This window comes from Mesorhizobium sp. M7A.F.Ca.US.008.03.1.1 (genome assembly GCF_003997495.1).
Classification (GTDB): domain Bacteria; phylum Pseudomonadota; class Alphaproteobacteria; order Rhizobiales; family Rhizobiaceae; genus Mesorhizobium.
In genome coordinates this window covers 1-20,441 of the sequence record NZ_RZRU01000027.1, presented here as the reverse complement: position 1 = coordinate 20,441, position 20,441 = coordinate 1, and the positions used below count along the sequence as shown (strand labels likewise).

Below are 20,441 nucleotides of genomic sequence, written 5' to 3'. Positions count from 1 at the left end.
GCGCAGGAAGGGATTGGTCGACAGTTCCTCGCCGATCGTCGTCGGCAGCGTCGGCTTGTCGGCGGCGCGCAGCGCCTCGATCCTGGCGGCGCGTTCCTTCAATGCCGAATTGGACGGATCGACGGTCAGCGCAAAACGGGCGTTGGCGAGGGTGTATTCGTGGCCGCAATAGATGGCCGTCTCAGACGGAAGTGCGGCCAACTTCTTCAGCGAATCATACATCACCGGCGGCTTGCATTCGAACAGCCGTCCGCATCCCAGAGCAAACAGCGTGTCGGCGGTGAACGCCACATGCGACGCCGGAAAATAATAGGAAACGTGGCCGGCGGTGTGGCCGGGCGTGGCGATGACCTCGATCCTCTCATCGCCAAGATGGAGGACCGAGCCGTCTTCGACGGTCTCGTCGATGCCGGGGATCTTGGCCTTTTCGGCCTCCGGGCCGACGATGCGCAGCTTGAAGCGCTCCTTCAGCGCCAGATTGGCCTCAACGTGATCCATGTGATGATGCGTGGTCAGGATCATCGTCGGCGTCCAGCCGGTGCGCTTTATCGCGGCCAGGATAGGCGCTTCCTCGGGCGCGTCGATGATCGCGGTCTGGCCGCTTTTGGGGTCATGCACCAGCACGCCGAAATTGTCGCTGCGGCACATGAACTGTTCGATTTCGACCGGCATCACATTTCTCCGTTATGGCCGCAGACATAGGGCGCTTGCGGGTCGATGTCATCCCGGATGTCGAATGACATTCCCGGAATGTCGGGTCGTCGTGGCCCTTTGTTGAAACCTGGCGACATCACGGCTACATCCCTGCCATGCATTCCGACATCGTCGATCTTCGCTCCTTCTATTCGACAACGCTCGGCCGGTTCGCCGAGCGTTCGATCACCATGGCGTTGTCGTCGATATGGGCAGCGGTGCCCAACGAGCGGCTGGTTGGTCTGGGTTACACCTTGCCGTGGCTGGAGCGGTTCGGCACCGATGCCGAGCGGGTCTTTGCCTTCATGCCGGCAACGCAAGGCGCGGTGGTGTGGCCGGCGACAGGGCCGTCGGCGACGGCACTGGTCTTCGACGAGGAACTGCCGCTGGTCGATTCCTGCATCGACCGCATGCTGCTCGTCCATTCGCTCGAACATGTCGAGAACCCGCGTGAGACGCTGAACGAGATCTGGCGCGTGCTGTCGCCGGCCGGCCGGGTGGTCATCGTCGTGCCCAACCGGCGCGGCGTCTGGGCGCGCTTCGAGCACACCCCATTCGGCAATGGCCGGCCTTTTTCGCGCGGCCAGCTTACGGAACTGCTGCGGGAGGCCAATTTCACGCCCGCCGCCTGGTCCGATGCGCTGTTCTTTCCGCCATCACGGCGCCGTTTCATGATGCGGTTCCACAATGTGCTGGAACGCGCCGGCCGGCGGCTGTGGCCGATTTTTTCGGGGGTCATTGTGGTCGAGGCGCAGAAACGGCTCTATCAAGGCGTGCCGGTGGCGCAGCGCGCGTCGCGCCGCGTCTTCGTGCCGGTGCTGTCGCCGCATGGCGCCACCCGGCTTGGCCGTCACAAAGCCGATGCCAAGCCCTCGGCCGCGCAGGTGACGGCTTCGTGATCGCGGCAAGCGTGCCTGACGTCGTTTCCCGGCCTATCTGTCGCAAGCGGACCGACAGCCCATCCGGCAGCCCATACGAACGGCTATCAAGTGTCTCCATCCGGTTTCAGCACTGAAGCAAGGACCTCGGCCATGGCTGATCAACCGGACAATGCCGCCGCCGTTCAGCCGGTTGCCGTGGCGGTCGAAGCCAGCAGCCTGCGCGATCAGGTGGCGACGATCAGGCGGGCGCTGGCGGGATCGCCGGTTCGCAAGTGGTTGCTGTGGACATCGGTCGGCATCATGGCCGTGATCATCGCAACGTCGATCGGCCAGGTTCTGCTCAACCGCTGGAACCAGCCTTTCTACGATGCGCTTGCGCGCCGCGACATGGCGGCCTTCCTGCACCAGCTCCTCGTCTTCGCGATGATCGCCGGCGGGCTGCTGGTGCTCAATATCGGCCAGACCTGGCTCAACCAGATGATCAGGCTCAAACTGCGCGAGGCGCTGACGCTGGACCTGATCGACCAGTGGATGCGGCCGGCGCGCGCCTTCCGGCTGGCCAATGCGGGCGCCATCGGCGTCAATCCCGACCAGCGCATGCAGCAGGACGCCGCGCATCTGTCCGACCTTTCAACAGATCTCGGCGTCGGCCTGCTGCAGTCGTGTATCCTGCTCGTGTCCTTCGTCGGCGTGCTGTGGGAGCTGTCCTCGGGCTTCGTGTTCCACATCGGCGGGACCTCACTGGCCATACCGGGCTACATGGTCTGGGCCGCCATCCTTTACGCCGGTATCGCCTCCTGGCTGAGCTGGCTGGTTGGCCGCCCGCTCATCCGCCTGAACAGCGACCGCTATACACGCGAAGCCGAGCTGCGCTCCTCGATGGTGCGCGTCAACGAGAATGTCGATGCCATTGCGTTGTATCATGGCGAGGCCGACGCCAGGCGGCGGCTCGAACTCGATCTCGGCACGGTGCTGGGCGCCATGCGGCGCATCTACACCGCCCAGATCAATCTGTCCTGGGTGACCGACACCTATGGCTGGATCACCGTCGTGGCGCCCATACTGGTTGCTTCGCCTGTCTATTTCTCGGGTGATATCAGCTTTGGCGGGCTGATGATGGCGGTCGGCGCCTTCAACCAGGTTCACTCTTCCCTGCGCTGGTTCATCAACAACATCGGCAGCATTGCCGATTGGCGCGCCACGCTGATGCGCGTGGCCGATTTCCGCATCGCGCTCGATGAAACCGATGCGCTGCACGACACGGAAAAGCGCATCGCCTTCGGCCAAAACGTCAATGGCAGCCTGACTTTCGAGACGCTCGAAGTGGCCTCGCCGGAGGGCTGCACCAGGCTCGCCGACCCGCATATCGAAATCCGCCCCGGCGAGCGCGTCATGATCACCGGCGACCCCGGTGCAGGCAAGACGCTGTTCTTTCGTGCCATTGCCGGCCTGTGGCCATGGGGAAGCGGCCGGATCGGCCTGCCGGCGGGAGAAACCCCCATATTCGTGCCGCGCGTGCCCTATTTTCCGGTCGGCACGTTGCGCGAAGTCCTCGACCACCCGAACGGACCCGCGCCGGCGAGCGACGCCGACATTTCGGCGGTGCTTGCCGAGGTCGGTCTGGGACGGCTGTCCTCATCGCTCGACCGGGCCGGGCGTTGGGACCATGAGTTGGGCGATGACGAACAACGCTCGCTGGCCTTCGCCAGGCTCGCCTTGCGGCAGCCGAAATGGGTGATCATCGACGAGGCGCTGGATGCGTTCGACGGCCCATCGCTAAGACGCGTGCTGGCAATGCTCGAGAAGCGTTTGCCGGGGACAGCGATCCTCAACATCGGGCGCGGCCAGCACAACAACCACTTCTTCCCGCGCGCGTTGACGATCGTCAAGGATTCCGGTGCGCCGGCGCTGAAGCCCGCCCGCGTCAGAGCCGGCGCGATCGAACCGCCGCCGGTCGCCGCCCGCCGCAGGAAATGAGCTGATACCCGGACGGGGGGAAGCAAAGCTTTATTTTGCCGCGATCGCGAGGGAAGCTCTTCGGGAGAACAACCCTGGCGACGGCCATGCTTGATGCTCTGCGCCTGCTTGCCTGTCTTGCCTGCGCCCAGGCTGCTCCCGCCGCCTCGCCGCGGCATGCGCTCGCCGTCGACGTCGAGCTGGTGCTGGCAGTCGACATCTCGCTGTCGATGGACGAGAAGGAGTTCGCGCTGCAGCGCGCCGGTTATATCGAGGCGCTGCGGCATCCCGACTTCATCAAGGCTGTCCGCGCCGGCGCCACGGGCCGCATCGCGCTGACCTATTTCGAATGGGCCGGCACGGTGCGCGATGACGCGGTCATCGGCTGGCAGGTCATCGACAGCGCCGAGAGCGCCAACAGCTTCGCCGACAAGGTCGCGGCTCGCCCGTTCCGCAGCTTTCGCGGCACTTCGATTTCCGGCGCACTGACCTTCGGCACCGAGCTTTTCGACCGCACGTCTTTCCAGGGCGAACGCAGCGTCATCGACATTTCGGGCGACGGACCGAACAATGTCGGGACGCCAGTCACCGCGACGCGTGATGCGGCGATCGCCAAAGGCATCGTCGTCAATGGCCTGCCGATCCTCATCAGCCCGTCGCCCACCTTCAGCCATCTCGACCAGTATTACGCGCAGTGCGTGACCGGCGGACCCGGTTCCTTCGTGTTGCCCATCTATGCCGCCGCGGAGTTTTCGACAGCCATCCGGCGCAAGCTGATCCTCGAAGTGAGCGGCATTCGGGACAGAGCGAGAATCACCCCCGTCGACGCGGCCAGGCCGATAGACTGCCTGCAGGGCGAACGGGACAGGCGGTTTCTATCGGATCCGTATTTTCCCGAACTTGACCGCTGAGCTCTCGATAGAGCGGTTCACGCAATCCGGAAGGAAAACCGTTCCACAATTTTCCTGGAATTGCTCTGGGCTCAAGCGGGCCGGGCGCCACATTGGTTGCGAAACTCGTTGGAGAGATCGCGGCGCCAGCGTCGGCCATGGACATAGCCTTGCATCAATTCCGACAGCGAGTAGCCAAGCGCTTTCGACGAACGGTTGGCCATATAGCCCTGAAATGCCTCCGGTATCCTGCCTCGCAAGATGTCGGCGATGAGCTGCCGCGAGATCATATAAGGTGGAATGTGCGGGTAGGCATGGGCAATATGCGGATGTTTGCCCATCAGATTCGCATAAGCCTCGACATAGCCGTCACGGCGGCCGGAAATCGAGTTCTCCGAATTGTATTTCGTCCAGTCGAGGTCCCTGGACAGTTGCGCACCGAAGCGCCGGGCAAGGCGCAGCAGCAATTCGCGATCCTGCATGCGGGTGATGTCGCTGTCGTAGCCGCCGATGGCCAGCAAGGCTTCGCGGCGAGCAGTGATCGCGGAGCCGGCGATGAAGATGGTCTGCCCAACCAGCGTCCGCTCAAGCATTGCGGGGCTCACGAATGCCTCGGGGTTGACGCAGTTTGTGATGCGATTGCCTTTCAGGGACACGAACGAACTGATCAGCACCTGCAATGCAGGATTTTCACCGAACCAGGTCAGGGTTCGTTCAAGCCGGTGCGGCATGTAGACGTCGTCCGAATCGAGGAACGTCACCAACGGTGCCCGCGCCCGCTCGATGCCGGCATTCCTGGCGGCGTTGGCGCCTCGCCATTTCGCCCCGACATAGATCAGCCGCGGGTCCTGGATGCGGGCCAGCGCCACTTCGGTCCCATCGGTCGAACCATCGTCGACGACAATGTGCTCAAGCCTCGACATGCTCTGGGAGAGTACGCTTTCCACGGCGCGCAACACCGTTTCGCGTCGGTTGTGGGTCGGCGTAATGACCGTGATGAGAGGTGTTGGATCGAGCCCGGCCATGTCTGTCAGCTGTTTCCTGCGCAGGGTTGCGCGTCTGTCCAGGATTTTTCTATTTTCAGAACGGTCGAATGGATTGGACTTCCCTTCCTCTAAACCACATCACAGTCGGCCCGACGCTACAAAAAACGACTGTCCCTGTCACCCACCGTGCCGGTGCTCAATCCGCGCGAGACAACGAATCCCCGCTGCTAGCGTTCCAATTGCAACAGCACCGCCGCACATAGCATTGCGAATCACCGTGGAAGCAACCCATCATGACAGATAGCCATACATCCCATTACCTCAGACGTAATCGCTTAGCGCTCGGCGCTTGGTCAGATTGGCCATGTGAGGCCGGCAACTCTGCTTCGACGACAAGGGAATTCAGTCATGGCCGCTTACGCCGTCGCCCATATGCGCCAAGCCACAATGGGTCCGCAGATCGTCGAATATCTGCGTAAGATAGATGCCACGCTGGAACCTTTCGGCGGCCGTTTTCTGGTCCATGGCGGCGATGTGGAGGTGATTGAGAACGACTGGCCTGGCCATCTGATCATCATAGAATTTCCCGACAGGCAGCATGTGCATGGCTGGTATAATTCGCCCGCCTACCGGGCGATACTGGCGCTGCGCACGGACAATTCGGAGGCGGATGTGGTGTTCGTCGACGGCGTCGAACATCCGCACAAGGCCACGGATGTTCTGGAGCAATCGACGGGTCAAGATTAATTGGACGCTGAAGTGCGGTTCAAGGAATGACGGTAAAGCGTCTAGCTATGCCCAACATAGTCGGGGACAGTTTCGATTTTGTCACGAACCATGCCAGTTGCGAAACTGAACTGGCCCCAAAACGCCAAACCATAAAATGCCTGACCGACAATCAGAGAAAAGGGAACTTGCCAAAGCGGCATCCCCGTTTCCCGGGCATGGCCTAGGATCCGTCGTGTCGTGCGCCATGACATGGTGAGCCACCGGCTGAAAGACTTGACTATCCGTCGCGTGCGGCTCGGCGAATTGAGCGCAACGAACTTCCTGTCAGCGTCGCGACCTGTAACCAGGGCGCGCCAGTAAAAGAACCGCCAGCCCCGCGGCGAATAGTGATAAACGCGTGCGTCGACATTATGAATTTTGTGGCCCTCCCGCAGCAGTTCGCGCATCAGCAAAGTGCAGGAAACCTTGAAGCCGTTATGCTTTGGAAAAGGATGGCTGACGATCCACTCGCGTCGAAACGCTACATTGTTAGCGTTGATCGCTCGCTTCGAGGCAAATCGCATGTCTCCACGGGCCATCGGGAAAAACCAGATCAACGCAAACGTTCTTGAAAAGAAATCGTCGTATGAAAGGTATGTATATCCGTTTGCGCAGATAACTTCAGAGTTTTCAAAGGGCTCAAGCAGTCTTGGTAGCCATCCAGGTTCCGCGACCACGTCGGAATCCATAAAGATGACGATATCTCCGTCCGATGCCAGCATGCCGTTGTTCTTCAGGTCGTAATATCGGCCGCCAGGGAAAGCCGTGAAGACGAGTTCGGCAACCTGACCGAGTTGCGGGGCCTCATTCGAAATCTCACGACGCAACGCATCTTTGTCCGACTCTGCTCCCCCGTGAGAAATAACGATCCTTGGTCGCGCCAAACCGGTTGCTGAAACCGATGAGATTTCCCGAGCCAAGGCCTTCATCCCAACGCCGATCTCGTCCCAGTCGATCGATTTTGCATTCTCCATTTCGACGACGAGTGAATACGTTGGACGCTCTTGAGCCATCTCTGAACCGATCAAGTTATTAGTGCCGATGTGGCTATAACGCTCCCGGCGGGCTGTCAAACCAGCGGGCAATAACAATTTGTGCTCGTGATCGCCATGGACGGCGATGCGCTTTGATCAATAACATCGCATCTCTGGCGCCCTTGGATGCTTCGTGCTCTCGTACAGTGCCGTTCGATCAGATCGAGAACCTTGCGCTCCTCTTTCTAAGAAAACCGCGACGGTAATTGTTGGCATGGAAGTTCGACGTGTCAGAATATTCCGCCAAGAACCGCTCTCTCCACTCCTCACTGATGGTGTCTCGTTGAATATCGAGGCCCGAACCGAGATCCGACCCGGGTTCCAAGACAAGCTTGGCGTCGACCAGAGATGCAGCCCTTTCAAGGCAGGTCCGTGGATGTTCAAGGAGTTCTTCGTATGTCAGTGACAGGAAGGACAATCCGTTCTTTGCAAACCAGACATCCCAGGCCAAATTTTCCAGGACGATCTTTTCAAGCGAGTCCGCGATTGCTTTGCCGTCGTAGCATGGTCTCTTCTGATCGGCCTCGGTAGAGCGGAACCGACCACTCTGACGAGCGCGGGTCCACGAAACTGCTTGACCAACGAGGTCCCCACGCGTCAACCGCATATAGCGCAGCTTTGGAAGGCTTGCGGGAAGATCCACGGTTTTGGCAACCTGTGAAAACTGGCTGGCAAACAGTTTGACCGCGTAAATCCCGGAGGAAGACCGCCCGTCTTTCAGTGCACGCAAAACCTGGGCACGGGGATCGCGGGGATAGTTCGGCATTTCTAGAACACGGCGGCCCCCGAACCACTCGAGTGGCTTGCCAAGCCCGGTGGCTGCCATCAATCCGGCGAGGTGGTTGCTGCCACTGCGCGGTGAAGTGCAGATGAGAATTCCGGCTTTCAACCCGGCCAGCATGTCCGGCGGGATTTCAACTGGCAGAGGGCGCCTACGAAAGAGATACATGGCGATCAACACTACCGTTTCAGCAAGAACACTGCCTGCTGGCCGAAGAAGTTCCAGAACCACCACGGCATCGACAGGCCGATCTTCTGCCCGGCGGCGTCGAGGGCGGTTGCCTTCTCGACTGTCGCGCCGAGTTCGTCGCACAGATTGACGAAATCGCGGATGGTGCAGAAGTGGATGTTGGGCGTGTCGTACCAGGAATAGGGCAAATCCTTGGTCACCGGCATACGGCCATTGATGAACAGCGACAGGCGCACACGCCAATGGCCGAAATTGGGGAAGGAGACGATGGCGCGGTTGCCGATCCTGAGCAGTTCGTCGAGCACCAGCTTCGGGTTGCGGGTGGCCTGCAGCGTCTGCGACAGGACAACGAAGTCAAAGCCCTTGTCGGGATAGAATTCGAGATCCTTGTCGGCATCGCCCTGGATGACGGAGAGGCCGCGCGCCACGCATTCGTTGACGCCGCGCTGCGACAGCTCAAGTCCACGGCCGTCGACCTGCTTGGTGTCCTGCAGCAATTCGAGCAGCGAGCCGTCGCCCGAGCCGACATCGAGCACGCGCGACTGTGGCGGGATGAGGTTGGCGACGACTTCGAGGTCGACGCGCTGGTCGCGGTTGACGCTCATGGCTTCGCCTCCTGCCTGGCGCATGATCCCGATCCGGAGAGCCCGCAATTTTTCGGGGTCATGCGCTGAGCCCTCTCGCCCGGGCCGCCGAGCCAATGAAGCCGTTTATCGCGGCAAACAGTTCCGGCTCGTCGAGCAGGAAGGCGTCGTGGCCCCGGTCGGTCTCGATCTCGACGAAGGATACCGATGCGCCGGCGGCGTTGAGCGCATGCACGATAGAGCGGCTCTCCTCGGTCGGAAACAGCCAATCCGAGGTGAAAGACACCAGGCAGAAGCGGGTTTTCGTTCCGGCGAAGGCATCGGCCAACCGGCCGCCATGGTCGGCGGCAAGGTCGAAATAGTCCATCGACCGCGTCATGTAGAGGTAGGAATTGGCGTCGAAGCGATCGACGAAGGTCATGCCCTGGTGACGCAGATAGCTTTCGATCTGGAAGTCGGCATCGAAGCCGAAGGTCAGCGCTTCGCGGTCCTGCAGATTGCGGCCGAATTTCCGGTGCAGGGCTGCTTCGGACAGATAGGTGATGTGGGCGGCCATGCGCGCTACCGCCAGGCCCTTTTCCGGGCGTTTGCCGTGCTCGAAATATTTGCCGCCATGCCAGTCCGGATCGGCCATGACAGCCTGCCGGCCGACCTCGTGAAAGGCGATGTTCTGCGAGGAATGGCGCGCGCCGGTGGCGATCGGCAGCGCCGAGAAGACGCGCTCTGGATAGCTCGACGCCCATTCCAGCACCTGCATGCCGCCCATCGAGCCACCGAGCACGCAGAACAACTTTTCAATGCCGAAATGGTCGATCAGCATCTGCTGCGCGCGCACCATGTCGCGGATGGTGATAATGGGCAGGTCAAGCCCATAGGGCTTGCCGGTGGCGGGATTCGTCGAGGCCGGGCCGGTGGACCCAAGGCAACCGCCGATGACGTTGGAGCAGATGACGAAGAAGCGATTGGTGTCGATGATCTTGCCGGGGCCGATCAACACTTCCCACCAGCCCGGCTTGCCGGTCACCGGATTGGTGCTGGCGACGTGCTGGTCGCCGGTCAGCGCATGGCAGACGAGGATGGCGTTGGAGCGGGCATCGTTCAGCGTGCCGTAGGTCTGGTAGGCGATCTGGAACGGCGACAGCAGCGTGCCCGCGTCCAGTTTGAGCGGCTTGTCGGAGCCAAAACGCAAAACCGGGCTCGACGGCTGGTCGGCCTCGTTGTTGGTTTTGCGGGCGCGCAGAACGGCCATGACATCCATCTCACACTTTAAAATCCACGGCACCGTGCTTTTCGAAAATCGATGCCGATGCGGGTGTCCGGCCGGCGCGGACAACAAAAAACCGGCATTGCAGTCGCAAAGCCGGTTACAGGATGCAAACGGCCCTTTAGCAAGTTGTTTAACGTGGCTGCAAGCCGACCGGCCAAATCACCACGGAAGTTCGCACCCCTTCTAGGGCTGTGGCGCGCCGGCGTCAACGGCCAGCCTTGGTCCGGTGGCTGTCGCCTCTCGACATTGCGGGCCACGGCTTGTATTTCCGCTGCGGCTTCCCTCAGGAAGCGTTCTCGACGGATTTTGCGACATGAGCCAGACACCGGACCAGGCACGTCCAACCCCGCGCGCGGGCATCATGGACATAGACGCCTATGTGCCGGGCAAGAGCACGGCGCCCGCCGGCGTCGCCAAGGTCCACAAGCTGTCCTCGAACGAGAATCCCCTAGGGCCCTCGCCGAAGGCGATCGAAGCCGCGCGCGAGATTGCCGGAAAGCTCGATGTCTATCCAGACGGCACCGCCAGGCGGCTGCGCGAAGCGATCGCCGAGGTGCATGGCCTCAACCCGCAGAACATCATCTGCTCCAACGGCTCCGACGAGATCCTCGGCCTGCTGGCGCAGACCTATCTGGCGCCCGGCGACGAGGCTGTCATCACCGAACACGCCTTCATGGTCTACAAAATCTACATCCAGTCGGCGGGTGCCGTTCCGGTGACGATCAAGGAAACAGATGAGCGCGCCGACATCGACGCCATCCTGGCCGCCGTCACGCCCGCTACCCGGATCGTGTTCCTGGCCAATCCCAACAACCCGACCGGTACCTATGTGCCGTTCCAGGAGGTGCGCCGCCTACATGCCGCACTGCCGAAGAACGTGCTTCTGGTGCTCGACGCCGCCTATGCCGAATATGTCCGCCGCAACGACTATGAGGCCGGCATCGAGCTGGTCGGTGCCGCCCAGAACGTGGTGATGACCCGTACCTTCTCCAAGATCGGCCTTGGCGGGGCGCGGATCGGCTGGATGTATGCGCCGATGCACATCGTCGACGCCATCAACCGCGTGCGCGGTCCCTTCAACGTCAATGCGACGGCGATCGAGGCCGGCATCGCAGCGATCCGCGACCGCGCCCATGTCGAGCGCAGCGTGGCGCACAACGAGACCTGGCTGGCCTGGCTGAGCGAGGAATTCGCAAAGCTCGGGCTGCGGGTAACGCCCAGCGTCGGCAATTTCATCCTCATTCATTTTCCCGACGACCAGAAGCATTCGGCAGCGGCGGCGGACGACTATCTGACGGCGCGCGGCTATATATTGCGGCGCGTTTCGGGCTATGGCTTTCCCAACGCGTTGCGCATGACCGTCGGCACCGAAGAGGCCAATCGCGGCGTTGTCGCCGCTCTCACGACATTCCTGAAAAGCTAGAACACCATGACACCACCGATGTTTGAAAAGATCGCGCTGGTCGGCATCGGCCTGATCGGCTCGTCGCTGGCCCGCGTCATCCGCCGCGAGGGCCTGGCTGGTCACGTCGCCATCTCGACGCGCAGTGCGGCGACGCTGGCGCGGGCTGAGGAGCTCGGGCTGGGCGATAGCTATACCACCGATGCGAGAGAAGCTGTCCGCGATGCCGACCTGGTCATCATTTCGGTGCCGGTCGGCTCGTCGGGAGCGGTTGCCGAGGAAATCGCGCCGGCGCTGAAGCCAGGTGCGATCCTCACCGATGTTGGTTCGACCAAGGCGTCTGTCATTGCGCAGATGCAGCCTTATGTGCCTGAAGGCGTCCATTTCATTCCCGGCCATCCTCTGGCGGGCACGGAAAAATCCGGCCCGGACGCCGGTTTCGCCGACCTGTTCGACAATCGCTGGTGCATCTTCACGCCGCTGCCCGACACTGACCCGGACGCGCTGGAGAGGCTGTCGGAATTCTGGCGCCGCTGCGGCGCCAACATCGATACGATGGACCCGCAGCATCACGACATGACGCTGGCCATCGTCTCGCATTTGCCGCACATCATCGCCTACAACATCGTCGGCACCGCCGATGATCTGCAGTCGGTGACCAAATCCGAAGTGATCAAATATTCGGCTTCCGGCTTTCGCGACTTCACCCGCCTTGCCGCCTCCGACCCGACCATGTGGCGCGACGTGTGCCTGCACAACAAGGACGCCATCCTCGAAATGCTGGCACGGTTCTCCGAAGATCTGGCGTCGCTGCAACGCGCAATCCGCTGGGGCGACGGCGAAAAACTCTTCGACCTGTTCACCCGCACTCGCGCCGTGCGCCGCTCGATCATCGAAGCCGGCCAGGACATCGACGTGCCGGATTTTGGCCGCCAGGCCGTCGAGCATCCCGCGAAGGGCTAAGTCTGTTTCAGGCAGGCCAGGTCGCAGCGACCATGGCCAGCGTCTCGGCCCGGTTCGGCGCACCAAGTCTGCCGCCGAAGCGCAGGCATTTGAGCGCGGCGGCCGCACTGGCAAAGCGCAAAGCCTGCTCGACCGGCATGGCTTCCGCCAGTCCGACGGCGAAGGCGCCATGAAAGACATCGCCGGCGGCGAGCGTATCGACCGCCTTGATCTTCGGCGCCGCGACATGGCGCACGCGGCCTGCGCGACGGTCGTGCCACCAGCTGCCCGCCGCGCCGCCTGTCACTGCGACAAAAGCGTCGGTGCGGCTGGCGAGATCGGCGCAAGCCGTTTCCGGATCGAGCGCCTGGCCGCAGACAATGCGCGCCGCCGGCTCCGACGCGACGATGTGCGTGGCGAGCGGCAACAACTGCTCCAGGACCTCCAGCGGCGCGGTGTCGGCATCGAGGATCGCCGGACGGCCGATGTCACGCGCCGCTTTCAGGGCAAGCGCTGCCGCGCCAGGCCAGCGGACATCGACCAGTACGGCGTCGAATGCCATGAGGTCGGCGACCGGCAAGGCTTCGGGATCGGCCTGGGCCAGCCTGTCATAGAACGGCACGATGATGCGCTCGCCATGCGCGTCGACCAGGATCGAGGCCAGCGCCGAGCGAGCGCCTCTGACGCGCCGCACAAAGGTGCAATCGACGCCTTCGGCCTCGATGCCGGCGATGAGCTGGTCGGCGACGGCATCGTCACCCGCGCTCGCCCACAGCGATACCTCGGCGCCCAGGCGATGCGCGGCGCAGGCAGCACTGGTCGCCATGCCCGAGGCGATCTGGACGCCGTCGGAGGCCATGAACTTGCCCTGATGCACGGGCAGCGCCTCGACGCGCAGGATGGTGTCCAGCGTCAGTGCGCCAACACTCAGCAACCTCACGGGTCTTGCCATCGCTGCGCTATTCCACCGGCTTGATCTTGCCCAGCGGAATGAAGCCGAGCGAGGCCTTGCCCCTGACCACCTTCAGCGGCATCGACGGTTCGTTGCCGAGCACCGCCAGGGCAGAAAAACCCTGCTCGATCTGGCTTTTCTGTTCGGGTATGGCGGCGCCCAGGATGGCCGCCACCGCCTTCGGGTCCTTCAACCTGATCATCAGGTCGGCGTTGACCAGGCCCTCGGCATCGACCGAGAGCGGTCCCGAAACTGTGATGCGCGCCGTCCCCGACGACAGGTCAAGGTTGCGGATTTCGATCGCCTGCCCACGAAGGCTCCTCACCTGCGTGCCGATCAGCGCGACACCGTTCTTCAATGTCACGTCGCCACTGGCATCGAGCGCCGGCAGCACGCGCCCGCCAATCGCGTCGGGGTCGATCTCGAGATCGCCGAAACTGCCGAGATAGTCGATATCCTCACCGTTGGGCTGCAACTGGCCTGATGCCTTGCCGGCGCTGAACAGTTGCACCGGATCGGTGTCGTCGGCCGGGTCGGTCTGGCCGGAAAGGCCCTCTGCTTCCAGCGAAATCCGCTGCGGCAGCGGCCACCACAATTTGAAATTGGCTTGCAGATTGTCCCAGTCGATCCACAGCGGCACCATGTCCGGAATGGCGGTCCTGAGCGGGCCGCGCAGATTGGCAACCGGCGACAGAGGCTGGATGATCTGGGCGACTGCGTTGAAACTGCCGGCTGAGGCTGCAATATTCTTGGCATCGTCCTCGTAGGCGAGGTTGTCGCAGGAGACGGTAAAGCTCAACGGATAGCCGCTGACCTGGAGATTGGCGCAGCCGGCCTCGACGCCATTCTTGTTGAGCGTGGCAACCGCCTTGCCGGCCTCGCTCCTGACGCGGTCAGCCAGATAGAACCAGCCGCCGCTGTAGAGGGCGAACAGCCCGACGACGAATGCCGCAAGCCAGACCAGGCGGCGACGTTTGTTCGGCTGGCGTTCGTCACTTGACGTCATGCTTTGGCTCTCGTTAACGCATGGGTGTTGCGGACGGGTAGTCGATTCCGCCAGGTAGACAGACGAATAGTTAGACGGGACGGGCAGAAAAAACACCGGTCCGGTGCGGTGTTGGCATCTTTGCAATCAGGCGCGGCGATATGGGCGATTTTTGGGTGTTTGGCTATGGCTCGCTGATCTGGCGGCCGGGATTCGCGCATGTCGAAACACAGCGTGCCCGTCTGCATGGCTACCGGCGCTCGCTCTGCGTCTATTCCTTCGTGCATCGCGGCACGCGCGAGCGGCCGGGGCTGGTGCTCGGGCTCGACCGTGGCGGGTCCTGCGTCGGCCTCGCATTTCGCGTCCCCGGCGACTTGCGCGACGAGGTCATGGCCTATCTTCGCGAGCGCGAACTGGTCACCAATGTCTATCTGGAGCGCATGCTCAGGATTCGCCTCGACGGGGGCGGTACGGTCGACGCAGTGGTCTACATCGTCGACCGCCAGCACGAGCAATATGCCGGAGCGCTTGACGCTGCGGACGCGGCGGCCGTGGTGCGCGGTGCGGTCGGCCAGTCCGGCAACAACGAGGACTATGTGCTGAGCACGCTTGAGCATCTTGAGGCGCTTGATATCCGCGATCACTGGCTGGAGGATGTCGCCAGGCAAGTCGCGCCTTTGTGAAGTTGGCTCTGCGGAAAAAGGCGGCCAGGCCTTTGACCTCGTTCAGGCAAGACCTAGGTTAGGCTCCGAACCTCAGCCCGCGGGCGCCATTTGCCCGCCCCATTCATCCCGGAGATACGCCTTGCAGAAACGTCGTCTCGGTCGCACCGACCTGTCCATCGCGCCGCTGGTTCTGGGCGGCAACGTCTTCGGCTGGACCGCCGACGAGAAAACCTCGTTCGACCTCCTCGACCGCTTCGTCGGCGCCGGCCTCAACGCCATCGATACGGCGGATGCCTATTCGCGCTGGGTTCCCGGCCACAAGGGCGGTGAATCGGAGACCATCATCGGCAAATGGATGAAAGACCGTGGCAATCGCGACAAGGTCGTGGTGATCACCAAGGTCGGTTCGGATATGGGGCAGGGACACAAGGACCTGTCCGCCGCATACATCGAAAAGGCCGTCGACGCATCGCTGAAGCGGCTGCAGACCGACGTCATCGACCTTTATCTGTCGCACTGGCCGGATCCGACGACGCCCTATGAGGAAACCCTTGGCGCCTACGAGAAGCTGCTCGCCAAGGGCAAGATCCGCTATGCCGGCTGCTCGAATCTCGACGCCGGCCAGTTGCGTGCGGCACTCGATGTGGCGAGCTTGCGCAGCCTGCCGCGCTACGAGGTGCTGCAGCCGGAATACAATCTTTACGATCGCTCATCCTTCGATGGACCGTTGCGCGATCTGTGCGTGACCGAGGACATCGGCGTCATCACCTATTTCAGCCTGGCCAAGGGTTTCCTCAGCGGCAAATACCGCAGCGAGGCCGATCTCGGTCAAAGCCCGCGTGGCGGCGGGGTGAAGGACTATCTCAATGCGCGCGGCATGCGCATCCTTGCGGCACTCGACGCGGTTTCATCAAGGTATTCGGCCAAGCAGGCTGAGGTGGCGCTTGCCTGGGTTATCGCGCGGCCAGGTGTCACCGCACCGATCGCCAGTGCGACCAAGCCCGAGCAGATGGACAGCCTGATCAAGGCGGCGTCGCTGAAGCTGAGCGCCGCCGACATGGCCGAACTCGACAAGGCGAGCGGCTGATTCCGGCCGCCGCGCGCCTCGCACGAACGTCCAAGACGACCCTCTTGTCTTGCCATACCGTTCCTTTGCACGGGGCAAGGCAGAGGGTGAGATGACTGAACCGCTTCTTTCGCAGCCGGACCTTGGGCGCCAGTTGCTCGCGCTGGTGCTTGCTTCCGCTCTCGTCATGGGCAGCCCGGGACCGGCTACGATTAGCGTCACCGCCGTCGGTGCGGCCTTCGGTTTGCGCCATTCGCTGGGCTATGCCTGGGGGATCATCCTGGGCACGATCGCCGTGCTTTTGGTCGTCGCGACGGGGGTCATGGCGGTGCTCTCGTCGATGCCGAAGCTGGCGCCGTTGCTGGCTGTCGCGTCCGCCGCCTACATCCTCTATCTCGCCTTCAAGATCGCCACGGCCCCGCCCTTGGCAGCACGTGCCGCCGAAGCTTCGCGCCCAACATGGCTGGCTGGGTTTCTTCTCGCGGTCGCCAATCCAAAGGCCTATGTGGCGATCGCCGCCGTGTTTGCCGGTGCCTCGTCGAAACAGGGCGCCGCTGAGCTTGGTCTATGGCTGAAGCTGACGGTTCTGGCCCTGATGATCGTTGCCATCCACGCTCTGTGGCTTGTCGCGGGGGCAGCGTTTGCGCGCTTCCTGCGCCGGCCGGCGGCTTCGCGGATCATCAATCTGGTCTTTGCCGTGACGCTGGTGTTGACCACCGCACTGGCCGCGTTGGGCTGAAGATTGCCCTGCAGGACCCGCTTCAGGCTTTCGCGCCGAGTTCGCGCAAGCGTTTCACCGCTGTCGGCGGCAAGGCAGGTGGGTTCGGGCCGCGTGCCGCATCAATCAGGAACTGGTCACAGGCAGCCTCGGTTTCACCGATCAGCCGGGCCATGAATTCGTCCTTGCTCAGTCCCGGTGGGATCGGCGGCAGGAAACGCGCCTTCACGGTGCCGGGGTAGCGCAGAAATTTTCGACGCGGCCAATAGAGACCGGCGACATGGGCGACCGGCACCACCGGAATGCCAAGTTGCGTGTAGATTTCAACGATGCCGTATTTGTAGGCCGGCTTGTCGCCCGGCGCGCGCCTTGTACCCTCGGGGTAGATGATGAGCTGGCGGGGGTTGCGCGCCATCTCCTCCTTGGTCGCGGCGACCACCGCCTTCAGCGCTTTCGAACGGCTGCCGCGATGAACCGGGATCATGCGCATCTTCATGATGTACCAGCCGAAGAACGGGATCCAGGTCAGTTCGCGCTTGAGGATGTAGAGTGGGTCCTGGAGGAAGGGAAAGAAGGCGATCGCGTCCCAGAACGACTGGTGCTTGGGCGCCAGGATGAAGGAGCCTTCGGGAAGGTTTTCCTGGCCGGTGATGTCGCTCCTGGTGCCGGCGATCTTGTCATAGAGCCACATCGAGGTGCGCGACCAGAATTTAGGCACGAACCAGGCGCGGTGACGGGGCGACAGGAAATAATAGGGGGTCCAGAGGATCATCTGGACGATCAGGTTGACGTAGAAGACGAAATTGAACGTCAGCGATCTGACATAGAGCATGGGGGAAGCCCGGTGAGGAGGTGTGCGTTGGTTACACCAAGCGCGGGAAAAAAGGAAATGGCCGCAGGACGCTTTGGTTGGCGACGAAGAACGTCGCCAATGGGGGTTGGCCTGGTTCCGCTACATCAGCCGCGCAGCCGCTCCTTCAGGCGCGGAGCGGCAAAATCGAGGAAGGCGCGCAGCTTGACTGGCAGCAGGCCGTGGCCTGCATGCACCAGGCTCACCGGCCATGGCGCCGGCTCGAATTCCCGCAGCAGGACGCGCAGCGCGCCGGACCGCAGCGCGGCTTCGATCTGGTAGGAAAGCACACGCGTCAGCCCAACGCCGGCAATCGCCGCATCGATGGCCGCTTCGGCGGTGTTGACCTGAAGCCGTGAGCGGACCCGAACCGGGATTTCGGCCTTGCCCTTGATGAAGCTCCAACTGGCGCCGGAGGCAAGCCCCTCGAAGGGGATGCAACTGTGTGTTTCCAGATCCTCCGGGGTCGTTGGCGTGCCGTATTCGGCCAGATAGGCCGGGCTGGCGCAAACGACGCGGCGGATCGCGCCGACGCCGATGGCGACCAGGCTCGAATCGGGTAACTGGCCGATGCGGATGGCGAGATCGAAATGATCCTCGACCAGCTGGGTGATGCGGTCGGCCAATGTCAGGCGGATGTCCACGTCGGGATAAGCGGCGAGAAAGCCGGTGACCACCGGCAGCACGTGCAGGCGGCCAAAGACGACCGGCGCAGTGATGGCCAATTCGCCGGTCGGCACGCTGTATTCGCCGGCGGCTGTGCGTTCGGCCTCACCGACCTCGTCGAGGATGCGGCGGCAGGCGGCAAGATAGGCCTGACCGGCATCGGTCGGCGTCAGCCGTCGCGTCGAGCGATTCAGGAGACGTGTGTTCAGATGGCGCTCGAGATCGGAAATCTTGCGGCTCACCGTCGCCAGCGGAATGCCGAAACGGCGGCTGGCCGCGGAAAGGCTGCCGGCCTCCAGCGCGGCGACAAAGAGCGACATGGCTTCGAGACGATCCATAGCTCTTCCGAAAAATGGAAGGACAGGTTACGAATATGGCATCTGCATTTGAATGATGGAAGGCTTTATATGGGTCTGTCGGCCTGCCTGCAGCATGGCCTCGCAAAGGAGTTGACATGTCTGAAGCCCGCCCGCCGCTGCCGCCGTTCACCGCCGAGACCGCGGCGCAGAAGGCGCGCATGGCCGAGGATGCCTGGAATTCGCGCGACCCGGCACGGGTCGCGCTTGCCTATACGACGGACAGCCGCTGGCGCAACCGTGCCGAATTCCTGCAAGGCCGCGATGCCATCCAGGTGTTTCTGACGCGCAAATGGAGCAGGGAACTCGACTACCGGCTGATCAAGGAGGTCTGGGCTTTTCACGGCAACCGCATCGCCGTGCGCTTCGCCTATGAATGGCACGACGACAGCGGCTCATGGTTCCGCAGCTACGGCAACGAGAACTGGGAATTCGACGAACATGGGCTGATGCGCCTGCGCATCGCCAGCATCAACGACCTGCCGATCGGCGAGGCCGATCGTAAGTATCACTGGCCGCTCGGCCGGCGGCCGGACGACCACCCGACACTGTCGGAGCTCGGGCTTTAGAGCAGTTCCGGGAAAAGTGCGAAGCGCCCGTTCCGGGCAAGGAGGCTCTCCATGAACGCGCATGCTTTCACCAGCGACGTTGCCTTCACGCCGACCGTCAAGGCGATCCAGGCCCGCAAGGGCTCGCGCCAATCCTATGCCCGCGTCGAGGAGCGTGGCGGCTGGCAGGCCGGCATCACCCCGGACCTTGCCGCCTTCATCGAAATGCAGACCAGCGTCTTCCTGTCGACCGCCAACAGCGAGGGACAGCCCTATGTCCAGCATCGCGGCGGGCCGACCGGCTTCCTCAAGGTGCTGGATGAACATACGATCGGCTTCGCGGATTTTTCCGGCAACCGGCAGTTCATCACGCAGGGCAATCTGGCCGACAATCCAAGGGCGTTCCTGTTCCTGATCGACTATATGCACCGCCAGCGCATCAAGATCTGGGGCACGGCGCGGGTCGTCGAGAGTGACGTCGAGCTGATGGCGAAACTGATGCCGCAAGACTACAAGGCGCGCCCTGAGCAGGTCATCCTGTTCACGGTCTCGGCCTGGGATGCCAATTGCCCGCAGCACATCCCGCAACGGTTCGAGGCAGCCGACGTGGCGGCGGCACTCGGCGAGCGGGACAAGCGTATCGAACGCCTTGAGCAGGAGATCGCACGGCTCAGGGGAAATTCGGGCGCGGCCGCAGGGGAATAATCAGCCGCCGGCCGCAGTTTCGGCCAGTGCGATGCCGTTGGGCGTCGGCTTGACCGGCACGATGCCGCGCGCCAGCGCCAGCAGATATTTGTTGTATTCCGTGAACAGCACGCGCAATGCCCGGGGCTTGGTTAGCCAGCCGCCATTGTCGAGGTTGGAATTGACCACCGGATAGGGCTCGAGCTTGGCGCCATGCAGCAGCCTGCCCATTTCCAGCAGGCTGCGCGGCATATGATAATTGTTGGTGACGAGGATTACCGTGCCATAGGCGTGGCTCTCGACCCATTTGGCGCTTTCCTCCGCATTGCCGATCGTGTCGAGCGCGGCGCGGTCGATGTCGACGCAACAGGAGAACAGCCTGACGTCACCGCCGGTCGCCGCCTGAAGCTGGCGGCGGCTGGCGGAAGGATGGACGCCGCTGATCAGCAGCCGCTCGCCCTTGCCGGACGCCAGTAGTTCCATCGCCGCATCGAGGCGGGACTGGCCGCCGGTCAAGACAATGATTGCGTCCGCCCTGGCCGGATTGGCGGGCGTGGTCAGGTGACTGACCTTGTTGG

Annotated in this window: 22 protein-coding genes and 1 riboswitch; of the genes, 11 read left to right on the top strand and 11 right to left on the bottom strand. The window is 62.6% G+C overall.

Translation table 11 applies throughout. The annotated features are described in order from the left end of the window. The coding region (gloB, locus tag EOA16_RS27830; protein WP_127261068.1) for a hydroxyacylglutathione hydrolase at window positions 1–672 on the bottom strand (672 nt) is incomplete at its 3' end. Window positions 673–809: 137 nt separating this feature from the next. Here gloB and EOA16_RS27825 point away from each other — a divergent pair. The 3 genes from EOA16_RS27825 (at window position 810) to EOA16_RS27815 (ending at window position 4,441) form a co-directional block, all read left to right on the top strand. Beyond that, entirely contained in the window at window positions 810–1,592 is a 783-nt protein-coding gene (locus EOA16_RS27825) for a methyltransferase domain-containing protein (protein WP_127261004.1), read from the top strand. A gap of 132 nt (window positions 1,593–1,724) precedes the next feature. Continuing rightward, window positions 1,725–3,551, top strand: a complete 1,827-nt coding sequence (locus EOA16_RS27820) for an ABC transporter ATP-binding protein/permease (RefSeq protein ID WP_127261003.1) — start codon at window positions 1,725–1,727, stop codon at window positions 3,549–3,551. Window positions 3,552–3,637: 86 nt separating this feature from the next. Next, window positions 3,638–4,441, top strand: a complete 804-nt coding sequence (locus EOA16_RS27815) for a DUF1194 domain-containing protein (protein ID WP_127261002.1) — start codon at window positions 3,638–3,640, stop codon at window positions 4,439–4,441. Between the two features lie 71 nt (window positions 4,442–4,512). On the opposite strand, the gene EOA16_RS27810 is transcribed toward EOA16_RS27815, so the two are convergent. After that, window positions 4,513–5,445 (bottom strand): glycosyltransferase family 2 protein, encoded by a 933-nt coding sequence (locus EOA16_RS27810; RefSeq protein WP_127261001.1) that lies wholly within the window; start codon window positions 5,443–5,445, stop codon window positions 4,513–4,515. A 369-nt stretch (window positions 5,446–5,814) separates the two neighbouring features. On the opposite strand from EOA16_RS27810, the gene EOA16_RS27805 reads away from it, so the two are divergent. Further along, window positions 5,815–6,153, top strand: a complete 339-nt coding sequence (locus EOA16_RS27805; RefSeq protein WP_127261000.1) for a DUF1330 domain-containing protein — start codon at window positions 5,815–5,817, stop codon at window positions 6,151–6,153. 41 nt (window positions 6,154–6,194) lie between these two features. On the opposite strand, the gene EOA16_RS27800 is transcribed toward EOA16_RS27805, so the two are convergent. The 4 genes from EOA16_RS27800 to EOA16_RS27785 form a co-directional block, all read right to left on the bottom strand. Further along, complete coding sequence (locus EOA16_RS27800; protein ID WP_245456042.1) at window positions 6,195–7,265, bottom strand: glycosyltransferase family 2 protein; 1,071 nt, start codon at window positions 7,263–7,265, stop codon at window positions 6,195–6,197. A gap of 100 nt (window positions 7,266–7,365) precedes the next feature. Further along, window positions 7,366–8,220 (bottom strand): Stf0 family sulfotransferase, encoded by an 855-nt coding sequence (locus EOA16_RS27795; protein WP_164754414.1) that lies wholly within the window; start codon window positions 8,218–8,220, stop codon window positions 7,366–7,368. Further along, complete coding sequence (gene metW / locus EOA16_RS27790) at window positions 8,169–8,783, bottom strand: methionine biosynthesis protein MetW (protein WP_127260998.1); 615 nt, start codon at window positions 8,781–8,783, stop codon at window positions 8,169–8,171. Before metW ends, EOA16_RS27795 begins: the two co-directional genes overlap by 52 nt. Window positions 8,784–8,841: 58 nt before the next feature. Beyond that, a complete protein-coding gene (locus tag EOA16_RS27785; RefSeq protein WP_127260997.1) occupies window positions 8,842–10,011 on the bottom strand; it encodes a homoserine O-acetyltransferase in 1,170 nt (389 codons plus the stop codon). Window positions 10,012–10,127: 116 nt separating this feature from the next. Next, window positions 10,128–10,205: riboswitch (SAM riboswitch) on the bottom strand. A 137-nt stretch (window positions 10,206–10,342) separates the two neighbouring features. Between EOA16_RS27785 and hisC the strand changes: the two genes are divergently transcribed. Both hisC and EOA16_RS27775 read left to right on the top strand, forming a co-directional pair. Beyond that, on the top strand, window positions 10,343–11,452 hold the full coding sequence (gene hisC, locus EOA16_RS27780) for a histidinol-phosphate transaminase (RefSeq protein ID WP_127260996.1): 1,110 nt from the start codon (window positions 10,343–10,345) through the stop codon (window positions 11,450–11,452). A gap of 6 nt (window positions 11,453–11,458) precedes the next feature. After that, on the top strand, window positions 11,459–12,394 hold the full coding sequence (locus EOA16_RS27775; RefSeq protein ID WP_206517369.1) for a prephenate/arogenate dehydrogenase family protein: 936 nt from the start codon (window positions 11,459–11,461) through the stop codon (window positions 12,392–12,394). Window positions 12,395–12,401: 7 nt separating this feature from the next. Here EOA16_RS27775 and EOA16_RS27770 read toward each other — a convergent pair whose 3' ends face one another. Both EOA16_RS27770 and EOA16_RS27765 read right to left on the bottom strand, forming a co-directional pair. Continuing rightward, window positions 12,402–13,325 (bottom strand): sugar kinase, encoded by a 924-nt coding sequence (locus EOA16_RS27770; RefSeq protein ID WP_127260994.1) that lies wholly within the window; start codon window positions 13,323–13,325, stop codon window positions 12,402–12,404. A gap of 7 nt (window positions 13,326–13,332) precedes the next feature. Continuing rightward, complete coding sequence (locus EOA16_RS27765; protein ID WP_127260993.1) at window positions 13,333–14,331, bottom strand: DUF2125 domain-containing protein; 999 nt, start codon at window positions 14,329–14,331, stop codon at window positions 13,333–13,335. A 140-nt stretch (window positions 14,332–14,471) separates the two neighbouring features. Between EOA16_RS27765 and EOA16_RS27760 the strand changes: the two genes are divergently transcribed. The 3 genes from EOA16_RS27760 (at window position 14,472) to EOA16_RS27750 (ending at window position 16,780) form a co-directional block, all read left to right on the top strand. Continuing rightward, window positions 14,472–14,993, top strand: coding sequence for a gamma-glutamylcyclotransferase (locus EOA16_RS27760; protein ID WP_127260992.1), 522 nt, complete (start codon window positions 14,472–14,474; stop codon window positions 14,991–14,993). 121 nt (window positions 14,994–15,114) lie between these two features. Further along, window positions 15,115–16,062 (top strand): aldo/keto reductase, encoded by a 948-nt coding sequence (locus tag EOA16_RS27755; RefSeq protein WP_127260991.1) that lies wholly within the window; start codon window positions 15,115–15,117, stop codon window positions 16,060–16,062. Window positions 16,063–16,153: 91 nt separating this feature from the next. Next, the gene (locus EOA16_RS27750; protein WP_127260990.1) at window positions 16,154–16,780 is read left to right on the top strand and encodes a LysE family translocator; all 627 of its coding nucleotides are present in this window, start codon (window positions 16,154–16,156) and stop codon (window positions 16,778–16,780) included. Between the two features lie 22 nt (window positions 16,781–16,802). On the opposite strand, the gene EOA16_RS27745 is transcribed toward EOA16_RS27750, so the two are convergent. Together EOA16_RS27745 and EOA16_RS27740 are read right to left on the bottom strand one after the other, a co-directional pair. Further along, complete coding sequence (locus EOA16_RS27745; protein ID WP_127260989.1) at window positions 16,803–17,591, bottom strand: 1-acyl-sn-glycerol-3-phosphate acyltransferase; 789 nt, start codon at window positions 17,589–17,591, stop codon at window positions 16,803–16,805. Window positions 17,592–17,716: 125 nt separating this feature from the next. Further along, a complete protein-coding gene (locus EOA16_RS27740; protein WP_127260988.1) occupies window positions 17,717–18,613 on the bottom strand; it encodes a LysR family transcriptional regulator in 897 nt (298 codons plus the stop codon). A gap of 116 nt (window positions 18,614–18,729) precedes the next feature. On the opposite strand from EOA16_RS27740, the gene EOA16_RS27735 reads away from it, so the two are divergent. Both EOA16_RS27735 and EOA16_RS27730 read left to right on the top strand, forming a co-directional pair. Beyond that, a complete protein-coding gene (locus EOA16_RS27735; protein ID WP_127260987.1) occupies window positions 18,730–19,200 on the top strand; it encodes a DUF1348 family protein in 471 nt (156 codons plus the stop codon). Window positions 19,201–19,251: 51 nt separating this feature from the next. Then, entirely contained in the window at window positions 19,252–19,884 is a 633-nt protein-coding gene (locus EOA16_RS27730; RefSeq protein WP_127260986.1) for a pyridoxamine 5'-phosphate oxidase family protein, read from the top strand. Here EOA16_RS27730 and EOA16_RS27725 read toward each other — a convergent pair. Further along, window positions 19,885–20,441, bottom strand: a 557-nt coding sequence (locus tag EOA16_RS27725) for a YdcF family protein (protein WP_164754413.1), incomplete at its 5' end; no start/stop codon positions are given.

Coding starts and splice junctions, on each gene's coding strand:
- EOA16_RS27805 (WP_127261000.1), top strand. CDS start 5,815: ATGGCCGCTTACGCCGTCGCCCATATGCGCCAAGCCACAATGGGTCCG.
- hisC (WP_127260996.1), top strand. CDS start 10,343: ATGAGCCAGACACCGGACCAGGCACGTCCAACCCCGCGCGCGGGCATC.
- EOA16_RS27765 (WP_127260993.1), bottom strand. CDS start 14,331: ATGACGTCAAGTGACGAACGCCAGCCGAACAAACGTCGCCGCCTGGTC.
- EOA16_RS27745 (WP_127260989.1), bottom strand. CDS start 17,591: ATGCTCTATGTCAGATCGCTGACGTTCAATTTCGTCTTCTACGTCAAC.
- EOA16_RS27730 (WP_127260986.1), top strand. CDS start 19,252: ATGAACGCGCATGCTTTCACCAGCGACGTTGCCTTCACGCCGACCGTC.
- EOA16_RS27770 (WP_127260994.1), bottom strand. CDS start 13,325: ATGGCAAGACCCGTGAGGTTGCTGAGTGTTGGCGCACTGACGCTGGAC.
- EOA16_RS27750 (WP_127260990.1), top strand. CDS start 16,154: ATGACTGAACCGCTTCTTTCGCAGCCGGACCTTGGGCGCCAGTTGCTC.
- metW (WP_127260998.1), bottom strand. CDS start 8,783: ATGAGCGTCAACCGCGACCAGCGCGTCGACCTCGAAGTCGTCGCCAAC.
- EOA16_RS27760 (WP_127260992.1), top strand. CDS start 14,472: ATGGGCGATTTTTGGGTGTTTGGCTATGGCTCGCTGATCTGGCGGCCG.
- EOA16_RS27775 (WP_206517369.1), top strand. CDS start 11,459: ATGACACCACCGATGTTTGAAAAGATCGCGCTGGTCGGCATCGGCCTG.
- EOA16_RS27785 (WP_127260997.1), bottom strand. CDS start 10,011: ATGGCCGTTCTGCGCGCCCGCAAAACCAACAACGAGGCCGACCAGCCG.
- EOA16_RS27735 (WP_127260987.1), top strand. CDS start 18,730: ATGTCTGAAGCCCGCCCGCCGCTGCCGCCGTTCACCGCCGAGACCGCG.
- EOA16_RS27820 (WP_127261003.1), top strand. CDS start 1,725: ATGGCTGATCAACCGGACAATGCCGCCGCCGTTCAGCCGGTTGCCGTG.
- EOA16_RS27825 (WP_127261004.1), top strand. CDS start 810: ATGCATTCCGACATCGTCGATCTTCGCTCCTTCTATTCGACAACGCTC.
- EOA16_RS27815 (WP_127261002.1), top strand. CDS start 3,638: ATGCTTGATGCTCTGCGCCTGCTTGCCTGTCTTGCCTGCGCCCAGGCT.
- EOA16_RS27810 (WP_127261001.1), bottom strand. CDS start 5,445: ATGGCCGGGCTCGATCCAACACCTCTCATCACGGTCATTACGCCGACC.
- EOA16_RS27740 (WP_127260988.1), bottom strand. CDS start 18,613: ATGGATCGTCTCGAAGCCATGTCGCTCTTTGTCGCCGCGCTGGAGGCC.